This is a genomic window from Chloroflexia bacterium SDU3-3 (genome assembly GCA_009268125.1).
In the GTDB taxonomy this organism is placed as follows: domain Bacteria; phylum Chloroflexota; class Chloroflexia; order Chloroflexales; family Roseiflexaceae; genus SDU3-3.
In genome coordinates, this window is the sequence record WBOU01000004.1 from 282,136 (window position 1) to 300,084 (window position 17,949).

The following is a 17,949-nucleotide window of genomic DNA, read 5'->3' on the forward strand; positions in this document are numbered from 1 at the left end:
GCCGCACCCCCCCGCCCCCCCACCTGGGGGGGGCCCGCGCCACGGCCCACGGCTGCATACCGAGGTATACAATGGCGGCAAAGCGCGATTACTACGAAGTGCTTGGCGTCGAGCGAAACGCGACACCAGACGACATCAAGCGGGCCTACCGCAAGCTGGCGCGACAGTACCACCCCGATGTCAACAAGGACCCGGAGGCCGAGGCCAAGTTCAAGGAGATCAACGAGGCCAACGACGTGCTCTCCGACCCTGAGAAGCGCTCAATGTATGATCGCTTCGGCCACAACAGCCCGGGGGCGGGCGCGGGCGCGGGCTACGATCCGTTCGGCGGCATGGGCGGCGACCCGTTCGGCACGATCTTCGAGACCTTCTTCGGCGGCGGCATGGCCGGCGGGCGGGCCAGCCGGGGGCCGCAGCGCGGGGCCGACCTGCGCTACATGCTCTCGATCACCTTCGAGGAGGCCGTGTTCGGCGTGGAGAAGGATATCGAGTTCCGGCGGCTAGAGGCCTGCGGCACCTGCGGCGGCAACGGCGCAGAGCCAGGCACCGAGCCGACCCGCTGCCCCAAGTGCAACGGCGTGGGCGAGGTGCGCCAGCGCGCCCCGCTGTTCAACATGGTCACCGTCACCACCTGCGACATGTGCGGCGGCACCGGCTCGGTGGTCGCCATCCCATGCCGCGACTGTAAGGGCGAGGGGCGGCTGCGCAAGCCGCGCAAGCTCACCGTCAAGATCCCGGCGGGCGTGGATGGGGCCTCGCAGATCCGCATCAGCGGCGAGGGCGAGGCAGGCCCCCACGGCGGCCCCCACGGCAACCTGTACGTTGCCCTGGATGTGCAGCCGCACGAGTTCTTCCAGCGCGACGGCAACGACATCATCCTGGAGCTGCCGCTCAGCATCGCCAGCGCCGCGCTGGGCACCGAGCTAGAGGTGCCCACGCTCGACGGCATGGAGAAGCTGAAGGTGCCCGGCGGCACCCAGCACGGCGCAACCTTCAAGATCCGCAGCAAGGGCGTGCCCTTCCTGCGCGGCGGCGGGCGCGGCGACCAGATTGTGGTGACACGGGTGGTGGTGCCCACCAAGCTCAACGACAACCAGCGGCGGCTGCTCCAGGAGCTGGAGCAGGCCCTGCGCAGCGACCCGGCCAACAACGGCCAGGACGAAGGCGGGTTCAAAGGCTGGCTGAAGAGCACCTTTGGGCTCTAGCAACCGATCGCATCCCTTTCAGGCGGGAAGCGGGGGCGCGGGCCTCCGCTTCTCGCCTTGCGCCGTCTCTGCTCGGCACTCCGGCGCACCAAGCTCACGGCATCGTATTCGAACACACTACCAGAAGGATTGCTAGGCATGGCAGACATATTGTACGGGCGCAACGCGGTGCGCGAGGCCCTGCGGGCGAAGCGGCGCAGCTTCAAGCGCGTGCTCATCTCCAGCGGCGCGCAGGAGACCGGCGCGCTGGCCGAGATCATCAAGCTGGCCGAGGCGGCGGGCATCCCCGCCCAGCGCATCGACCGCCGCGACCTCGATAAGCAGCTGCGCGAGGTGAATCACCAGGGCGTGGCCCTGGAGTGCGGCCCCTACCCCTATGTGGAGGTGGAGGACTGCCTGCGCCTGGCCGAGGAGCGCGGCGAGCCTGCCCTACTGCTCATGCTCGACCACCTGCAAGACCCGCAGAACGTCGGCACGCTCATCCGCACGGCGGAGGTGGTGGGCGCGCACGGCGTGATCATGCCGGGCCGCCGCGCCGCCGAGGTGACTGCGGCGGTGGCCAACGCCTCGGCGGGCGCGACCGAGCACCTGAACATCGTGGTGGTGACCAACCTGGCCCAGACCATCGCCGAGGTGCAGAAAGAGGGCATCTGGGTGGTGGGTGCCGACGAGGATGAGAGCTCGAAGGTGTTCGACGAGGTCGACCTGAACATGCCGCTGGCCCTGGTGATCGGGGCCGAGGGCAGCGGCCTGGCCCGGCTCACCCGCGAGAAGTGCGACTTCTTGGTGAAGCTGCCCATGGCGGGCAAGATCGAGTCGCTGAACGCGGCGGTGGCCGGATCGCTGCTGCTGTACAGCGCGTGGCGCGCGCGGGCCGAGTAGCCGCACGTTCGCCAGACGGTATTCTTCTCGGTGCGCAGTTTGGGAGGCAATGATGAGCTATCTTGATCAGGCCCAGGTGCTTCTGGAGGAGTGGGTGCAGTCCGAGAGCCTGCGCAAGCACTGCTACGCGGTCTCGGACGCCATGCGCTACCTGGCCAGCCAGCAGGGCGCGGACGAGGATCTGTGGGCCGCCGTCGGGCTACTGCACGACATGGACTACGAGCGCTACCCCACGCTGGGCACCGATGAGACATCCAACCACCCCTACGTGGGCGTGGCCTACCTGCGCGAGCACGGCTGGAGCGAGGAGATAACCCGCGCCATCCTCTCGCACGCCGACTACAGCGGCGTCGAGCCGATCAGCCCCATGGAGAAGAGCCTGCGCGCGGTGGATGAGCTGTCGGGCTTCGTCACCGCCGTGGCGCTGGTGAAGCCATCCAAGCGCATCGCCGATGTGGATGTGGCCTCGGTGAAGAAGAAGATGAAGGACAAAGCCTTCGCCCGCGCCGTCAGCCGCGACGACATCCGCAATGGGGCCGAGCTGCTGGGCGTGCCGCTGGAAGACCTGATCCAGAGCGTGATCGAGGCGCTGCGGGCCGACGCCAAACGGCTGGGCCTTGAGGGCGTCTCCCCGGCCTAGCACCAGCGACGGCACACACAAAAACGGCACCTGCCCGACAGCAGGTGCCGTTTTCTTTTTCCCACCGCTAGCGCCACATAGGGGCTAGGCCGCCTGCCGCGCGGAGGCGCTGCTGGCCGACAGATCGCGTGAGCCGAACAGGTTCTCCAGCGCCAGCGCGCCGCTGCCGCTGAACGCGAGCGCCAGCGACGCGCCCATGAGCAGGAACACGAACTCGTAGCCGCCGTCGCCAGCGAAGAAGCCCTTGGAGAGGTGGACAGTGAGCAGCGCCACCAGCATGTTGAAGGCGCTGAGCAGCCCGATGTAGCGTGTGCCAAGGCCCAGGATGAGCGCCAGGCCGCCCAGCAGCTCCAGCGCGATCACGATCACGGCGGCCACCGCCGGAAGCGGGATGCCCAGGCTGCCGAAGAAGCCAGCCGTGCCCTCAATGCCCATCATGGTCAGCTTCTGCCAGCCGTGCATGAAAAAGACGATGCCGGTGAAGATGCGAAGGACGGTCAGGCCGTAGGGCTGCGTGCGCGCCCAGACATTTGCAAACATGGGGTTCCCTTTCTCTCTCTCTATACCGATACTATTGCGTTCGCTGAACATATTCGATGGCAGCAGTGTAGCTGCCGCATGTCATCTGCTCTGTCCCTTACGGCGTCCTTCTCAAGCTCTCATTTTTCTGCGCTAGAATGCCCTATTCTACCGCTGGTTGTATTACCCATGTTCCGCTATACTTGCAGAGAACAGGCCACCACCACCAAAAAGGACACGCCCATGGCATCCCGACGGCTCCCCACCGTGCGCAACACCACGCTCTCGCTCGGCCCCGGCGAGCGCGACATCCCGCTGGACACGGCGGAGTGGTTCGCGTGGCTCGGCGGGGCCACCTCGTTCTCGTACCAGGGCGCGGGCGGCGCGCTCACGGTGCGGCGCGAGCAGAAGGGCCGCCAGTGGTACTGGTACGCCTACCGCACCCAGGGGCGGCAGCTGCAGAAGCACTACCTGGGGCGCGACGCGGCGGTGACATCCGAGCGGCTGCGCGCCCTGGCCGCGCAGATGTCTGGGGCTGGCCAGCCTGCGGCAGCGCGCGCCGCCCTGTTCGGCACGGCGGCGATCTCGCTGGCGGGCCAGCCGGTGGCGCTGGGCGCGGCCAAGGCGCTGGGGCTGCTGGCCTACCTGGCCGCCCACGAGCAGCCCCAGCCGCGCGAGCAGCTGCTGGCCCTGCTGTGGCCCGACAGCGCGGGCGAGGCGGCCCGCAAGAACCTGCGCAACCTGCTGTGGAAGGTGCGCGCCGCGCTGGGCGAGGACACGGTGCAGGGCACCACCCACCTGTCGCTGCACGAGCGGGTCTGGACCGATGTGCGCGCCTTCCAGCAGGCCGCCCACGCCGCCAGCGCGGCCCAGGCGGCGGGGCGCGCCCTGGCCAGCCCGCACCAGATCATCCGTCGGCTCTACCGTGGCCCGCTGCTCGACGGCCTGTCGTTCGGCGACGCCGCCGACTTCGAGCTGTGGCTGGTGGGCGCGCGCGAGTTCTACTTCGAGCGCTACCAGCAGGCCCTGGCCGCCCTGGTAGAATCCGCCCGCGCCGCCCAGCGCTGGGCCGAGGTGGCGCGGATCGCCCGCGAGGCGCTGGCCAGCGACCCGCTGCAGGAGCCAGCCCACCGCGCCCTGATCGAGGCCCACGCCCACATGGGCGACCGCGCCGCCGCCCTGCGCCAGTACGACGCCCTACGCGATGTGCTCCAGCGCGAGCTGGGCGTCGCGCCCCTGCCCGAGACCGAGCAGCTCCGCCTGGACATCCTGAGCGGCGACATGCCCCAGGCCGCGCCGCCCGCCCAGCCGCCCCAGGCCAGCCCCGCGCCGCTGATCGGGCGCGGGGCCGAGCTGGCGGCCATGCGCGAGGCCTGGCAGGCCACCGCCGGGCGCGCGCAGGTGGTGGCGCTCCAGGGCGAGGCGGGCATTGGCAAATCGCGCCTGTGGCAGGCCTGGCTGGCCGGGCTGGATGCCCGCCCCGCCTTGCTCGCGGCCCGCTGCCTGCCCATGACGCAGCACATGCCGCTGGCCCCCGCCATCGGCCTGCTGCGCGCCGAGCCATCCCGCGAGCGGCTGCTGGCTATGGCCAGCTTCACCCCGCCCAGCTGGCTGGCCGATCTGGCGCGGATCATGCCCGAGCTGCACGCACCCGCCCACCCGCTGCCCACGCCCCCCGCGCTGCCCCCCGCCGAGGAGCAGCTGCGCCTGTTCGAGGCGCTGGTGCTGGGCCTGGGGCTCGCGCCCGGCCAGCCCGCCGTGCTGGTGGTGGAGGATGTGCACTGGGCCGACAAGGCCACGCTCGACTGGCTGGGCTACCTGACCCACCGCGCCCAGGCCATGCCGCTGCTGGTGGTGATCACCTACCGCCCCGAGGAGCTGCCGCCCGCGCTGCTGGGGCTGGTGGCCGCCTGGTCGCAGGCCGGGCTGCTGCGCAAGATCGCGCTGGGCAGGCTCAGCCGCGACGAGACGGCGGCGCTGGTGGCCTCGCTGGTGGGCGACCTCAGCCAGGTCGAGCAGATCTACGCCCAGAGCGACGGCAACCCCTACTTCATCAGCGAGCTGGCCCAGGCCGCCCCCGGCGACATCCCGGTGGCGCTCACCGACCTGATCGCCTCGCGGCTGGCCGCCCTCTCCGACGAGGCGCTGCAGGTCATCCAGGCCGCCGCCGTGCTCCAGCCCGAGACCGACTTCTTCATGATCCAGCAGACCAGCGGCTGCGACGACGCGACCCTGCTGCGGGCGCTCGACCTGCTGCAGGCCGCCGGGCTGCTGCGCGACGACGGCGAGCGCTATGTGTTCGGCCACCCCCTGATCGCGGCGGTGGTGGAGCGCGGCCTGGGCAGCGCCCGCCGCGTGCTGCTGCACCGCCGCGCCGCCGCCGCCTGGGAGCGGCTGGAGCCAGCCCAGCTGCGGCTGGCCGCTGGCCGCATGGCCTGGCACTACCGCGAGGCGGGCGAGGGCAGCCGCGCCGCCCGCTACGCCGAGCAGGCGGGCGACCAGGCCCTGGCGCTCAACGCCAACGCCGAGGCCGCCCACTTCTACCAGATGGCGCACGAGCTGGACCCGCACCCCGCCCGCATCTTCGGGCTGGGACTGGCCCGCTACCGCCTGAGCGAGCTAGACGCGGCGCGCGCCTGCTTCGAGGCCGCCGTGCAGGGCTACGAGGCGCAGGATGATACCAGAGGTGCGGCGATGGCCTGCCTAGAGCTGGCCCGCTCGTTCCTGGGCACGGGCGATGTGGGGAAGGTGCAGCTATGGGTGCAGCGCGGGCGGCAGCACCTGGCCGACGAGCAAGACCCCGTGGAGCAGGCCCGCGCGGCCTACCTGCTGGGCGCGAGCATGCGGGTCAGCGGTGGCTCGCTGGCCGAGGCCGCCAGCCTGCTGCGCAGAGCCTATGTGCTGGCCCAGCTGGGCAAGGCCCCCCAGCTGCTGCTCGACATCCTGCTGGAGCAGGGCAACGTGGCCGCGCAGCAGGGCGATCTGCCGCTGGCCATCCAGTTCTACCGCACCCTGGTGGCCAAGGGCGAGGCGGCAGATGAGGTGCTGGTGCGCGTGATCGGCCATAACAACCTGGCCTACCACGCCATGCTGCTGGGCGACATGGCCACCGCCCACGCCGATATCGACGCCGCCTTCGCCCTGGTCGAGCGCCACAACCTGATGCTCACCCGCCAGTGGCTCTACAGCACGCGCGGCGAGATCGCCCTGGCCGAGGGCGACTGGGACGCCGCCGAGGCCTGGCTGCGGCGCGGCATGGTGCTGGCCGAGCGCTACGGCAACCGCGAGCACGTGGCTACCTACCACGCCAACCTAGCCATGGTGGCGCGCGGTCGTGGCGACGTGGCCCGCGCCGCCACCATGCTGGAGGAGGTGCGCGCCGAGGCCGAGGCAGGCTTCTTCCTGGCCCAGGTCGAGCTGCGCCTAGCCGAGACCCACCAGCTGCTGGGCGATGCGCCCGCCACACAGGCCGCGCTCGCCCGCGCCGCCGCCCTGCTGGCTGGCTCGGAGTACGGCTGGCTCAAAGCCTGGCTGGCCCGCCTGCGCTGACGCTGAAGACCGTTTTACTACCAAGGGCGCGAAGGGGACGAATACCACGAAGACGCGAAGGCGCTAAGGAGAACCGTTTACCACCAAGACTCCAAGGCTCCAAGAAAAATGAGCCTGCCAGCGCTGGGCGCAGCCTTCCCGCTGCGGTGAAGATTATGGCCAGCAGGCCGATAGTCGCACCTTCGCTGGATGGGCGAGGCCGCTGGCCTGCCCGCGCGGGCCGCTGGCTCGCACGCCCCTCGATAGAACCAACCCCATGCGGCGAAGCTGCTGCTCGTGCACACTGGCCATATGCACGAACACCCCTGCAATGCATGCGATGCAACCCAGCGCGGGCGGGCACCAGACCCGACCCTACGTCGATGAAAATCAACGCGACCCCATCCCGCCCGGCCCATGCGGCGAAGGTGCCGCTAGTGTTTTGCTGGCCATATGCACGAATACCAGCCGCCAGCATTCGGCATTGGAATGCTTCAAATTGGGGGTTCGAAGGGGGCGTCGCCCCTCGCAGGGGTTCTGGGCCCTAGCCCCCAGAACCCGCCCGCGCAGGGCATCCACCCACCAAACAAACGGAACTACTCTCTTGCAGCAGCATGGTCGGCCCCTTGCTGCAGAACAATCGGCCGCATACATGGGTGGCAGTCGTGATACATGTAAAAATCTGCAGTAAACGAAAAACATGTAAGCGCCTTAAGGCTTCCCCATGCGAAATGCTCGCACCACCTCCTTCAGTTTTGCAGTCAAAAATCGCCAGCTTGTCCACTGTGGCGCTGACATGGTTAGGCCCCATGTCCAAGAACATGGGGCCGCTACGTCCGCATACTTGCCTGCAGAGGGCGTTCAGGGATTGATGTTCGGCAAGGCCCAGCTCAGCACCGCCGCGAAGGGGGCGGTGGCTCCGATGAGCGCTGGTAGGCACCAAAGGTAGACATTGTGTAGGATCACCGCGTCGGCCAGCACATCGACATAGTTGCCCCCCTTCTCCGCCTCTGTCGGAGTCGCCATCAGGAATACGTCCCTTACGGCCAAAGGTCAGCCACTATTGGAAGCTGTTGAAGGCAACGACTTTATTCGTCGTTGCCGTGATCTCAACCTGCAGCGACTGGGGCTGATGAGCTCAACCGTGGCGAAGGCCGCCACAGCCTGGCGAGTGCGGTGTGCCACTATCGTAAGCGTTTATCACCCGACCTCCGCCACCCGGTGCGAACGTCGGAGGGATGACCTCAGACGGTCGGAACGGTGCCACCGTCGATAACGAACTCAGCGCCATGAATTGCAGCGGCGCGATCCGAGGCTAGGTAGGCGATAAGGTCAGCGACCTCATAGGGTTCGGCCGCACGCCCAATCGGGATGCCGCCTAAACTGTCGAGCACGACTTGGCGCGCCTCCTCGATCGTGCCGCCATTGGCGGCCTGCAGGCGCTTCAGCAGGTCAACGGACGACTCGGTCATGATCCAGCCGGGGGAGACAACGTTCACCCGCACACCCTTCGGCCCCAGCTCCTTGGAAAGGGACTTGCTGTAGGTCTTGAGTGCGGCCTTGGCGGCTGCATAGGCAGTGGTCGCCTCGGGAAGAGGCAGGACCGACTGGATAGAAGTCACGTGCACCACCGCGCCGCTGCCGCGTTCGATCATCTGCGGAATGAGGAGGCGATCAAGGCGAACGGTCGCCAAAAGATTCAGGTTCAGTTCGGCCAGCCAGTGATCGTCCGTCAAGGCGACAAAACCCCCACCCGGCGTGGCCGAACCGCCGAGCACGTGGGCGAGGATATCGACGCCACCCATGCGTTCGAGTGCCGCCTTAGCCAGGATTTCCCCACCCTCGGCCGTCGTCAGGTCCGCTTGGACGAACTCGACGCCGTCGATGGGATCCGGGGTTCCGCGTGCGGCAGTGATCACCTGGGCGCCGCCTGCCACGAAGCGGTCGACGGTGGCGCGGCCCGCACCCTTGGTGCCGCCGCTGACGAGAACACGCTTGCCTGCAAACTCGGTCGAATGAACATGGAAGGTCATACCGTGATCTCCAGGGCTTTGATGGCGTCGTTGTCGAGCGTGAAGCGGTAGGTGAAACGGATCGGGCTGCCCGGGAAATCGCCGTAGGCGGGGCCTTCGACGACGATCTGAGCGTCCTCGTACCGGACGGTGTCTGGCGTGAAGATCGCTTTTGCGCCGACCACCGCCTCTTCGAGCAAGGTCCGCAGTTCGGCGTGGCCATCGTAACGGCGTCCGTTGTCCAAGACAACCACGTCGGCGGCAAAGGGCTTCAACATGCCGTCCACATCGAGTTGTGCGTTTGCCTCGACATAGTCGGCTATAGGCTTGGGTAATGCTGCTGTCATTTGGCATCCTCTCCATTGTTGCGTTTCAGAAATGATAGTGATATGCTGAAGGAATGTCAAGAACAGACAAAGAAGTTGGGTACATACCAAAAGGTAAGTGTATGAGCTACTCGCCTCAGAATGCCGCGCAGAATGCGCAAAACGTGATTCGTGTGCTTGAAGGTCGGTGGAAGCTCGTGATCTTGTTTCAGCTGTTTGACTCCAACATCCGCCGGTTCTCGGAGCTGGAACGAGCCATCCCAGGCATTTCCCAGAAGATGCTGATCCAGCAGCTGCGGCAGCTGGAAGCCGACGGCGTTGTCACCCGCATTGTCCATGCCGAGGTGCCGCCTCGGGTGGAGTACCATCTCACTGCCTGGGGGCAAACCCTCTGCCCGGTGCTCGATAAGCTGCTCACTTGGGCAGAGTCGGCGCCAGACGAGGTTCGGGCACGCCTCATCAATACCGGCACGATGGTGGATGACCTCGCCGCCGGAAATGACACGTTCTAGCCACCCCTTGAGACGTTTGTCGATGTTGTTGGCCTGTAAGTAGTACCAGGGGTTCTGGGAGCAATGGAACGGAAAGCCCGGTTAAGCGGATTCGTGTACATTGCTTCCTCATATGGTTTTTTTGCATAATCCCTCAAAACGGTCAAATACACCAGAACAGATGCGCGTGCAGAGAGCTACAACCCACTCACGGGGGCAAAAGAGCACCTTTTTGCGTCCGAAATCACTAGAGATAATTAGAAACGCATTGCGTATGTTCTGCATGGGGATGCTTCAAAGCGCTTACATGTTTTCGTTTATTGCAGGTTTTCGCCCGTATTACGGCTACCCTCCTACATCACAAGAAACGCGTAGAGTAATAGGATGGCGCGTAGATTGACCCAAAATCGAGGGAATTAAAGCAGCCCCATGGTTCACCCCATCGCCACTCATCCAACAACGTAGTGCCTTGGAGTCTTGATGGTAGAAAACGTCGCATCTTCGTGGCAAGCGGTGTAACCTACATTTGACGCGCTCCCCGCGATCTTCTATGATAGGCACATTATCGCCGTAGATACCAAGGGTACATATGCGCATCGCAATCACAGGCGCGAGCGGGCAGCTCGGGCAGGCGCTGGGCCAGGTGCTCGGCCAGCAGCACGAGATCATCGCCCTCAGCCGCGCCGAGCTCGATATCGAGCAGCCCGCCGCTGTCGAGCAGCTGGCCGCCACCGGGGCCGAGCTGGTCATCCACCCCGCCGCCTACACCAACGTGGATGGCTGCGCCCGCGAGCCGGGCCGGGCCTACCGCGCCAACGCCCTGGGCACCAAGCATGTGGCGCTCGGCTGCCGCGCGCTGGGCGCGCCGCTGGTCTACATCAGCACCAACGAGGTCTTCTCGGGCCACGGCAGCCGCCCCTACTACGAGTACGACCAGGCCGCGCCCATCAACCCCTACGGCTGGTCGAAGTGGTGCGGCGAGCAGATCGTGCGCGAGCTGCTGGATGAGTTCTACATCGCCCGCGTGGCCTGGCTGTACGGCGGCGAGCGCAACTTCGTGCGCACCGTGCTGCGGCTAGCCGCCGAGCGCCCCGAGCTGGCCATGGTGGATGACGAGATCGGCTCGCCCACCTACACCTACGACGTGGCCGAGGCCGTGGGCCAGCTGGCCCAGACCCGCCACTTCGGCACGTACCACGTGGTGAACGAGGGCAGCTGCTCGCGCTACGACTTCGCCGCCGAGATCCTGCGCCAGGCTGGCAGGGCCGACTTCCCGCTCAAGCGCATACCGCTGGCCGCATTCAAGCGCGACAGCGTGGTGCCGCCCTACACCCCGCTGGCCAACGCCGCCGGGGCCGCGCTGGGCATCACGCTGCGCCCGTGGCAGGAGGCCGTGGCCGCCTTCCTGGCGCGCTAGCGGGCACACTGGGGCGGGCCAAGGCAGGCCCGCCATTTGCTGGGAGCATGGCGCGCCAGCGCCGCTATCACCATGATCGACATCATCATCCCAAACTACAACGGCGTCGCCCACCTGCCCACCTGCCTCGACTCGCTGCGCCGCCAGACGCGCGGCGATTTTCGTATCACGGTGGTGGATGACGGCTCCGCCGACGGCTCGCTCGACCTGCTGGGCCGGGAGTACCCCGAGGTGCAGGTGCTGGCCATGGCGCAGAACGGCGGCTTCGTGCGCGCCGCCAACGCGGGCATCGCCGCCACCAGCGGCGAGTACGTGGTGCTGCTGAACAACGACACCGAGGCCACGCCCGGCTGGCTAGCCGCCCTGGTGGGCGCGCTAGAGCAGCACCCCGAGTACAGCTTCGCCGCCAGCAAGCTTATGCTCTTCACCCAGCGCGATACCTTCCACTCGGCGGGCGACGGCTACCGCAGCGACGGCGTGCCCTTCAGCCGGGGCGTGTGGCAGCGCGACACCGGCCAGTACAATACCCCCGAGCCAGTGTTCGGGCCATGCGCCGGGGCCGCCGCCTACCGCCGCGCCGACCTGCTGGCCCTGGCCGAGGGCGGCAGCGTGCTCGACCCCGACCTGAAGATGTACTGCGAGGATGTCGACCTGAACCTGCGGGCCTGGCGGCGCGGCCTGCGCACCATCTACGTGCCCGAGGCCGTGGTCTACCACCGGCTCAGCGCATCCGGCGGCGGCGTGCTGGCCAGCTACTACTGCGGGCGCAACTTCATGCTGGTGTGGGCCAAGAACATGCCCGCCCACCTGGCCCGCCGCGCCTGGCCCGGCCTGGTGCTCTCCGAGCTGGGCTTCGCGCTCCACTCGCTGCGCCACATCCGCGAGAAGGCCGCCCGCATGCGCCTGCGCGGCCAGCTGGATGGCCTGCGCGCCCTGCCCCAGTTCATCGCCAAGCGCTCCCAGCGCGCCGCCCCCAGCATCCCGCCCGACAACAACGGACAAGGCTCTATGGAAACTGTGACTCTCTCGGTCGTTATACCGGCCTACAATGAGGAGCGCCGCCTGCCCGAGACGCTGCGGCGCGTGCTGGCCTACCTAGATGCCCAGCCCTACAGCAGCGAGGTGATCGTGGCCGACGACGGCAGCGCCGACACCACCGCCGCCATCGTCGATCAGCTGGCCGCCGCCCACCCCACGCTGCGCCTGCTGCGCCTGCCCCACCGCGGCAAGGGCGCGACGGTGCGCTCCGGCGCGCTCGATGCGCGGGGCCGCTTTGTGCTGCTGTGCGACGCCGACCTGGCCACCCCGATCGAGGAGTGGGAGAAGCTCGCGCCCTTCTTCGAGCAGGGCTACCAGGTGGTCATTGGCTCGCGCGAGGGGATGGGGGCCAAGCGCCTAGGCGAGCCGTGGCACCGCCACGTGATGGGCCGCGTGTTCAACACCGTGGTGCAGCTGGTGGCCTTCCAGGGCATCCAGGACACCCAGTGCGGCTTCAAGGCCTTCACCCGCCCGGTGGCCCGCGACCTATTTGGCCGCACCCAGCTCTACGGCGAGGACGCCAAGCCGGTGGTGGGCGCTGCCGTCACCGCCTTCGATGTCGAGATCCTGTTCCTGGCCCGCAGGCGCGGCTACCAGATCCGCGAGGTGCCGGTGGTGTGGTACTACGGCGAGGATACCAAGGTCGACCCGCTGCGCGACTCGTACCGCAACTTCCGCGATGTGCTGGCGGTGCGCTGGAAGGCCATGCTCGGCCTCTACCCCGACCTCCACGCGCCCCACCCCGAGCCGGTCGATCAGCCCGGCAAGCTCTAGCGCACGGCGCAGAAGCGGCCAGCAGAGGTGCACTCTGCTGGCCGCTTCTTTTTTGAAAAACATGCGCCGCCGCGTGCGCAGCCGCCGTACCGCTGCGGGCTGGATCATGGCCAGCAGCCCCTACGCAGCACCTTCGCCGGATGGGCCAGGCCGGGGAGCAAAAGCACCGCTTCACTACAAAAGCAAAGAACCAATTCACCACGAAGACACAAAGGCGCGAAGGGGGCAAAAGGGTTCAACAGGTATCACTACTTTCTGGGTTGTTTCCGCGTCGTTTTGGGCCGACCGGCGGCAATGCTTGCAGCGTTGCGCGGTCGGGCCGACCGGGTGCGGCTTCGATCATGATGGTAGTTCTTGATTGCTGGGTGTGTGCCCTACGCGGGCAGCGTCTGGGGGCCAGCCCCCAGAACCCCCGCGAGGGGGCATCGCCCCCTTCGAACCCCCAATTTTGGGCGTTCCCGTGCTCTTCCCTGGCTGCTGGGGTTCATGCATATGGCCATCCAGACTTTAGCAGCACCTTCGCCGCATGGGCCGAGTAGGTAGGGCTGGGCGGGAACTTGCGAGCCAGCAGCCTAGCCCATCCAGCGAAGGCGCACCTATAGGCATGCTGGCCATGATCGGCACGTAGCGGGAAGGCTGTGCCCAGCGCTGGCAAGCTGATTTCCCCTTGGAGCCTTGGTGGTTAATCGCTTCCCTCGCGCCTTCGCGTCTTCGTGGTTTTCGTTCCCTTGGTGTCTTGGAGTCTTGGTGGTTAATCGTTCCCCTTTGCGGCTTCGTGGTTATTCGCTCGGCCAGCGGTAGGGCGTGCCCTCGGGCAGGCGCAGCACATCCACCCCCACCGCCCCGAATGAGGCCGCGCCGCCAGCCGCCGGGCGCTCCAGCCGCGCGAACTCGGTGTACTGCACCACGCGGTCGCCGCTGCGGAACTCGTTCGTCACCGGCGCGCCCAGGTCGGCCTGGCCGCCGTGCTGCTGGTAGAACGCCGCGAAGCCCGCCCCCACCGTGGGCTGCTCCATCGCCCCATTGGCCCCGATATCGCCAGCCGCCAGCCACACCCCCACAGGGGCCTGCGCCGCTAGGCCGCCAAGCGGCAGGCGCAGGCAGCCGCGCAGGAAGCACTGCTGGGTGTAGCCCACGAAGGGCGCGGCAGGGCCGAGCGGCAGGCCCAGGCGCGGCTCGCCGCCCAGGCGCTGCCACTCGGCGTAGAGCGCCGGGGGCACATACTCGCTGCGCCCCGCGATCCAGCCGCTCGCCATCATCGCGCCGCCCGCCGCCACCGCCACGCTGGCCACGCGCTGCGGCTGGCCGCCATCCACCTGGGCGAAGAGCGTGTAGGTGCCGGGCGGCAGGTCGGCGGGCAGCGCCAGCGGCTGGATGTGCTGCACCCCGGCGGGCGGGATCTCGGCGGGGGCAACCGCGCCGTAGGCCAGCGGCTGCCGCGCCTGGGCCAGCGTGGCCCCCGCCGCGTCGGCCAGCGTGACAGCGATCTCGGGCTGGGCGGTGCTGGGCGCTTCGGCCTTGATCACCAGCGTCACGGGCAGGATCTCGCCGGGGTGCAGCGGCTGGGGCGGCAGGCCGTAGCTGCCCAGGCGCAGCCCCGCGCCCAGCGGCGTGTCGGCCAGGTGCAGCTCGCCGGTATCAAGCGGGCGGTAGAGGTCGATAGTGCCGCGCGAGCCATCCTGGGCGTAGCGGTGGGTGATCAGGGCGATCACCTCGGGCATGAGCCAGTTGCCCAGGTAGTCGAGCGCCACCAGCGGCACCGCGCCGTTGGCCAGATCCACCCGCAGCGAGCGCATGTCCCACAGCGCCAGGGTCTGGCTGTGCTCGAAGGCCTGCAGGCGCGAGGTGTGGCGGGCCTGCGCGGCCACGCCCGGTATGTCGGTGAGGATGGGCGCGGGCGCGACCGCCACCTCGCGCACTAGCGCGGCGTTGCTGCGGGCCATCACCGCCAGGATCTGGCGCTCGCGCCGCAGATCCTGCCAGACCCCGCGCCGCCCCACGATCAGGCGCGGCGGGTTGCTGCCCTCGATGATCCCCGCGCCCTTCACAAAGTGCTCGCTCCAGCTTGGGTAGTAGCGCACCAGCGCCCCCGCCAGCAGCAGCAGCGCCAAGTGCGGCAGCAGGTCGGCCCAGCGAAACCGCGTGTCGCCCGCATCCGCGCGGCGCAGCGCTAGCGCGGCCAGCCAGATCAGGCCGACGTACAGCTCAAGAAAGTAGTTTAGGTACGCGCCCACCTTGCCCACGCCCAGCGCCGTGGCCGTGCCCAGCGCGGCGTAGACCAGCGGCGGCGCGGCCACGGCCAGCGCGGCCCGCCAGCCCGCGCGCTGGCGCAGCGGCAGCAGCGCCACCAGCGTGCCCAGCGCCCCCGCCGCGAACAGCGTGGCGTGGATGGCCAGCTGCTGCTGCCAGAAGCCCAGCGCCAGATCGGCCTGCCACGTATTGGCGTTGGCCAGCACCACGTGGTCGAAGAACCGGCTGCGCGACGCCAGCGCGGCGCAGGCCAGCCCGCCTAGCGCCAGCACCAGGCCCGCCAGCGCCAGCCCGCGCGGCCAGCGCCGCAGCAGCAGCGCGGCCATGGCGGCGGCGGGCGCGGCCAGCAGCGAAGGCTTGGTGAGCAGCGAGAGCGCCAGCAATAGCGCGGCCAGCGCCACCCAGCGGCGGCCCGCCCGCTCGTCGCCCGCGCGCAGCGCCGCTAGCAGGCCCCACACGCCCAGCGCCACACCCAGCATGTCCACCCGCATCACCACCGCCCACTCGCGCACGATCGGCAGGCACAGGAAGGCCAGCCCCAGCAGCACGCGCGCCAGCAGCGGCGGTCGCTGCGGGGCGCGGCCCGCCAGCGCGGCCACGCCCCAGGCGCAGGCCAGCGTGGCCAGCAGCGACACCAGCCGACCGGCCAGCAGGGTATTGCCTATGATCGAGGAGAGCGCAAAGGTGACGAGCAGGAAAACCGGCGGGTAGTTCACCACCATGAAGGGCGGCTGATCGAGCGGGCCGTAGAGCTGCCAGAGCGAGGTGCCCGAGCGCATCAGGTCCACCTGGCTGATCAGCGGCCCCTCGCCATAGTCCAGAGGGTAGGGGTAGCGCAGCACCTGGGCCACGTGCAGCGCGAAGAAGCCCAGGTTCAGCGCCACCAGCCCAGCCAGCAGGGCCAGCAGGGCGTAGGCCGCCAGCCGCGCCGCCGGGGCGGCTGGCCGAGCCAGCGCCACCCCGGCAGGTGAGAGTTTTGTCATAGGGCGATCAGTTAATCAGGGCCGCCTCGCCAAGATCCTGCAGCCTGCGCAGCCGTGCGTACATCCCGTTGCACGCCACCAGCTCCGCATGCGATCCGACCTCGACGATCCGGCCTTTGTCGAGCACAATGATCCTATCGGCGTTGCGGATGGTCGAGAGCCGGTGCGCCACCACGAAGGTGGTGCGGCCCTGCATCAGCCGGCCCAACGCCTGTTGGATAAGCCGCTCCGAGCGCGTGTCCAGCGCCGAGGTCGCCTCATCCAGAATGAGCACGCGCGGGTTGCGGATGAGCGCCCGCGCGATCGCGATGCGCTGCTTCTGCCCGCCCGAGAGCCGTGCGCCGCGCTCGCCGATCAGCGTCTCCAGCCCATCGGGCAGCTGGCTCACGAACTCCAGCACGTTGGCATCTTCCAGCGCCTGCTGCAGCTGCTCGTCGCTCACATTATGCACGCCGTAGAGGATATTCTCGCGGATTGTACCATCGAACAGCACCGTCTCCTGCGGCACCACCGAGAGCGAGCGGCGGTAGGTGCGCAGGTCGAGCTGGTCCATGTCCACGCCATCCAGCAAAATATGCCCGCTGGACGGGCGGATGAAGCCGATCAGCAGGTTCAGCAGCGTGCTCTTGCCCGCGCCCGACGGCCCGACCACCGCAATCGTCTCGCCGGGCTGCACCTCCAGCGAGAAATCGCTGAGCGAGTGGGTGTCGCTGCCCTTGTAGCGGAAGCTGATGTGGTCGAACACGAAGTGGCCGCCCACCGTCGAGACCTCATCCTTGCCCTCGTTCTGCTCCAGGTCGGGGCTTTCCAGCACCTCGCCGATCGAGCGCACCGACTCAAGCCCCTTGGTGATCTGCGGGGCCAGGTTGATCAGGGTCATCACCGTGCCAGTGAGCGTGTTGAAGTAGCCGGTGAGCAGCACCACCGTGCCCACGCTGATCGGCAGGATCTGGGTGTAGCAGATATAGCCCGCCACCAGCAGGCATAACACGTTAAATAAGTTAATCGTCACCCACGAGAGCGCCTCGAACCAGGCGTTGATGCTGTCGAGCCGTAGGCCCGCGTCATTCACCTGCGAGAGCTTGGTATCCACGCGGGCGATAGCGTCGCGCTCGATGCCGTGGGCGCGGGTCACGGGGATGAGCTGGATCATCTCGATCACCCGCGAGGACATCTGCTCAATCTCGGCGCGGAAGGCGTTGTTGCGGTTCTGGATGGGCGTGCGCATGGCCCGCACCAGGCCAACCGAGGCGGGCACTGTCACCGCAAAGAAGATCAGAAACCACGGCGCGCGCATGGCCGTGATCACGATCGCCGCGCCCATGGTAAACAGCGCCGCAGGCACCAAGTTGAACACCTGGCGCGTCAGCTGCTCCAGGATCTCCACGTCGCGCAGCGCCTTGGTCTGCAGCGTGCCGGTGCTGGCGCGGCTGTAGTAGCCGATCGAGAGCTGCTGCATCTGGCGGCAGATCGTCGAGCGCAGGATCTTCTCCACACGGCGGATGGCCATGCTGGTGTAGCGGCTATAGAAAAAGTGCATCGGGATGTTCTGCACCAGCAGCACCAGCATCACCACCGCGTTCACCCACAGGTCGGCAATGCCATGGCTGTGCGGGTTCGAGAGGATGTCGACGATGTTGGCCGTGATCAGGGGAATCATCCACGATGGACTATGCTTCACAAAGTAGCAGAGCATCGCCACCGCGATGCGCAGCTTGTCACCACTGTAGAGGTAGAGCAGAGTCTGAAGTGGGTGCTCGGCGGAGTAGGTGTGTTCGAGGGGGAGCTGGGGGCCAGCGAGGCGGGGGGAGAGGGTGGAGGGATCTGCGTTCATGGCTTCCTCAATGGTAGTATGGATACATATCAGATACCAGATTCCCCCCT

The 17,949-nt window shown here is 67.8% G+C and carries 12 protein-coding genes and 1 pseudogene; 8 read left to right on the top strand and 5 right to left on the bottom strand.

The window, feature by feature from the left end; translation table 11 throughout:
• Positions 1-71: 71 nt before the first annotated feature.
• The 3 genes from dnaJ (at position 72) to F8S13_08515 (ending at position 2,727) form a co-directional block, all read left to right on the top strand.
• Positions 72-1,205, top strand: coding sequence for a molecular chaperone DnaJ (gene dnaJ, locus F8S13_08505; protein KAB8143927.1), 1,134 nt, complete (start codon positions 72-74; stop codon positions 1,203-1,205).
• Positions 1,206-1,343: 138 nt separating this feature from the next.
• Positions 1,344-2,087 carry a 23S rRNA (guanosine(2251)-2'-O)-methyltransferase RlmB gene (gene rlmB / locus F8S13_08510; GenBank protein ID KAB8143928.1) on the top strand — a complete coding sequence of 248 codons (744 nt, stop codon included), beginning with the start codon at positions 1,344-1,346 and terminating at the stop codon, positions 2,085-2,087.
• A 52-nt stretch (positions 2,088-2,139) separates the two neighbouring features.
• On the top strand, positions 2,140-2,727 hold the full coding sequence (locus F8S13_08515) for an HDIG domain-containing protein (GenBank protein ID KAB8143929.1): 588 nt from the start codon (positions 2,140-2,142) through the stop codon (positions 2,725-2,727).
• A gap of 84 nt (positions 2,728-2,811) precedes the next feature.
• Here the strand turns inward: F8S13_08515 and F8S13_08520 are convergent, their stop codons facing one another.
• Positions 2,812-3,267, bottom strand: a complete 456-nt coding sequence (locus F8S13_08520; protein KAB8143930.1) for a DoxX family protein — start codon at positions 3,265-3,267, stop codon at positions 2,812-2,814.
• Positions 3,268-3,489: 222 nt separating this feature from the next.
• On the opposite strand from F8S13_08520, the gene F8S13_08525 reads away from it, so the two are divergent.
• A complete protein-coding gene (locus F8S13_08525) occupies positions 3,490-6,795 on the top strand; it encodes an AAA family ATPase (protein KAB8143931.1) in 3,306 nt (1,101 codons plus the stop codon).
• A 1,223-nt stretch (positions 6,796-8,018) separates the two neighbouring features.
• On the opposite strand, the gene F8S13_08530 is transcribed toward F8S13_08525, so the two are convergent.
• Together F8S13_08530 and F8S13_08535 are read right to left on the bottom strand one after the other, a co-directional pair.
• Positions 8,019-8,807: an SDR family oxidoreductase gene (locus F8S13_08530; GenBank protein KAB8143932.1), complete on the bottom strand. Its 789-nt coding sequence runs from the start codon at positions 8,805-8,807 to the stop codon at positions 8,019-8,021.
• Positions 8,804-9,133, bottom strand: coding sequence for a nuclear transport factor 2 family protein (locus F8S13_08535; GenBank protein ID KAB8143933.1), 330 nt, complete (start codon positions 9,131-9,133; stop codon positions 8,804-8,806). Before F8S13_08535 ends, F8S13_08530 begins: the two co-directional genes overlap by 4 nt.
• 53 nt (positions 9,134-9,186) lie before the next feature.
• Between F8S13_08535 and F8S13_08540 the strand changes: the two genes are divergently transcribed.
• The 4 genes and pseudogenes from F8S13_08540 (at position 9,187) to F8S13_08555 (ending at position 12,832) form a co-directional block, all read left to right on the top strand.
• Positions 9,187-9,624, top strand: coding sequence for a winged helix-turn-helix transcriptional regulator (locus tag F8S13_08540; GenBank protein KAB8143934.1), 438 nt, complete (start codon positions 9,187-9,189; stop codon positions 9,622-9,624).
• Positions 9,625-10,192: 568 nt separating this feature from the next.
• Positions 10,193-11,020 carry a dTDP-4-dehydrorhamnose reductase gene (gene rfbD, locus F8S13_08545; GenBank protein ID KAB8143935.1) on the top strand — a complete coding sequence of 276 codons (828 nt, stop codon included), beginning with the start codon at positions 10,193-10,195 and terminating at the stop codon, positions 11,018-11,020.
• Between the two features lie 72 nt (positions 11,021-11,092).
• Positions 11,093-11,980 (top strand): annotated as a pseudogene (locus F8S13_08550) (glycosyltransferase family 2 protein).
• A 48-nt stretch (positions 11,981-12,028) separates the two neighbouring features.
• Positions 12,029-12,832: a glycosyltransferase family 2 protein gene (locus tag F8S13_08555; protein KAB8144101.1), complete on the top strand. Its 804-nt coding sequence runs from the start codon at positions 12,029-12,031 to the stop codon at positions 12,830-12,832.
• Between the two features lie 779 nt (positions 12,833-13,611).
• Here the strand turns inward: F8S13_08555 and F8S13_08560 are convergent.
• Both F8S13_08560 and F8S13_08565 read right to left on the bottom strand, forming a co-directional pair.
• Complete coding sequence (locus F8S13_08560) at positions 13,612-16,065, bottom strand: glycosyltransferase family 39 protein (GenBank protein ID KAB8143936.1); 2,454 nt, start codon at positions 16,063-16,065, stop codon at positions 13,612-13,614.
• Between the two features lie 7 nt (positions 16,066-16,072).
• Positions 16,073-17,899: an ABC transporter ATP-binding protein gene (locus F8S13_08565; GenBank protein ID KAB8143937.1), complete on the bottom strand. Its 1,827-nt coding sequence runs from the start codon at positions 17,897-17,899 to the stop codon at positions 16,073-16,075.
• Positions 17,900-17,949 lie beyond the last annotated feature (50 nt).

Excerpts from the sequence above, each read along its gene's own strand:
- dnaJ (KAB8143927.1), top strand. The coding sequence starts at position 72 with ATGGCGGCAAAGCGCGATTACTACGAAGTGCTTGGCGTCGAGCGAAAC.
- rlmB (KAB8143928.1), top strand. The coding sequence starts at position 1,344 with ATGGCAGACATATTGTACGGGCGCAACGCGGTGCGCGAGGCCCTGCGG.
- F8S13_08515 (KAB8143929.1), top strand. The coding sequence starts at position 2,140 with ATGAGCTATCTTGATCAGGCCCAGGTGCTTCTGGAGGAGTGGGTGCAG.
- F8S13_08520 (KAB8143930.1), bottom strand. The coding sequence starts at position 3,267 with ATGTTTGCAAATGTCTGGGCGCGCACGCAGCCCTACGGCCTGACCGTC.
- F8S13_08525 (KAB8143931.1), top strand. The coding sequence starts at position 3,490 with ATGGCATCCCGACGGCTCCCCACCGTGCGCAACACCACGCTCTCGCTC.
- F8S13_08530 (KAB8143932.1), bottom strand. The coding sequence starts at position 8,807 with ATGACCTTCCATGTTCATTCGACCGAGTTTGCAGGCAAGCGTGTTCTC.
- F8S13_08535 (KAB8143933.1), bottom strand. The coding sequence starts at position 9,133 with ATGACAGCAGCATTACCCAAGCCTATAGCCGACTATGTCGAGGCAAAC.
- F8S13_08540 (KAB8143934.1), top strand. The coding sequence starts at position 9,187 with ATGTCAAGAACAGACAAAGAAGTTGGGTACATACCAAAAGGTAAGTGT.
- rfbD (KAB8143935.1), top strand. The coding sequence starts at position 10,193 with ATGCGCATCGCAATCACAGGCGCGAGCGGGCAGCTCGGGCAGGCGCTG.
- F8S13_08555 (KAB8144101.1), top strand. The coding sequence starts at position 12,029 with ATGGAAACTGTGACTCTCTCGGTCGTTATACCGGCCTACAATGAGGAG.
- F8S13_08560 (KAB8143936.1), bottom strand. The coding sequence starts at position 16,065 with ATGACAAAACTCTCACCTGCCGGGGTGGCGCTGGCTCGGCCAGCCGCC.
- F8S13_08565 (KAB8143937.1), bottom strand. The coding sequence starts at position 17,899 with ATGAACGCAGATCCCTCCACCCTCTCCCCCCGCCTCGCTGGCCCCCAG.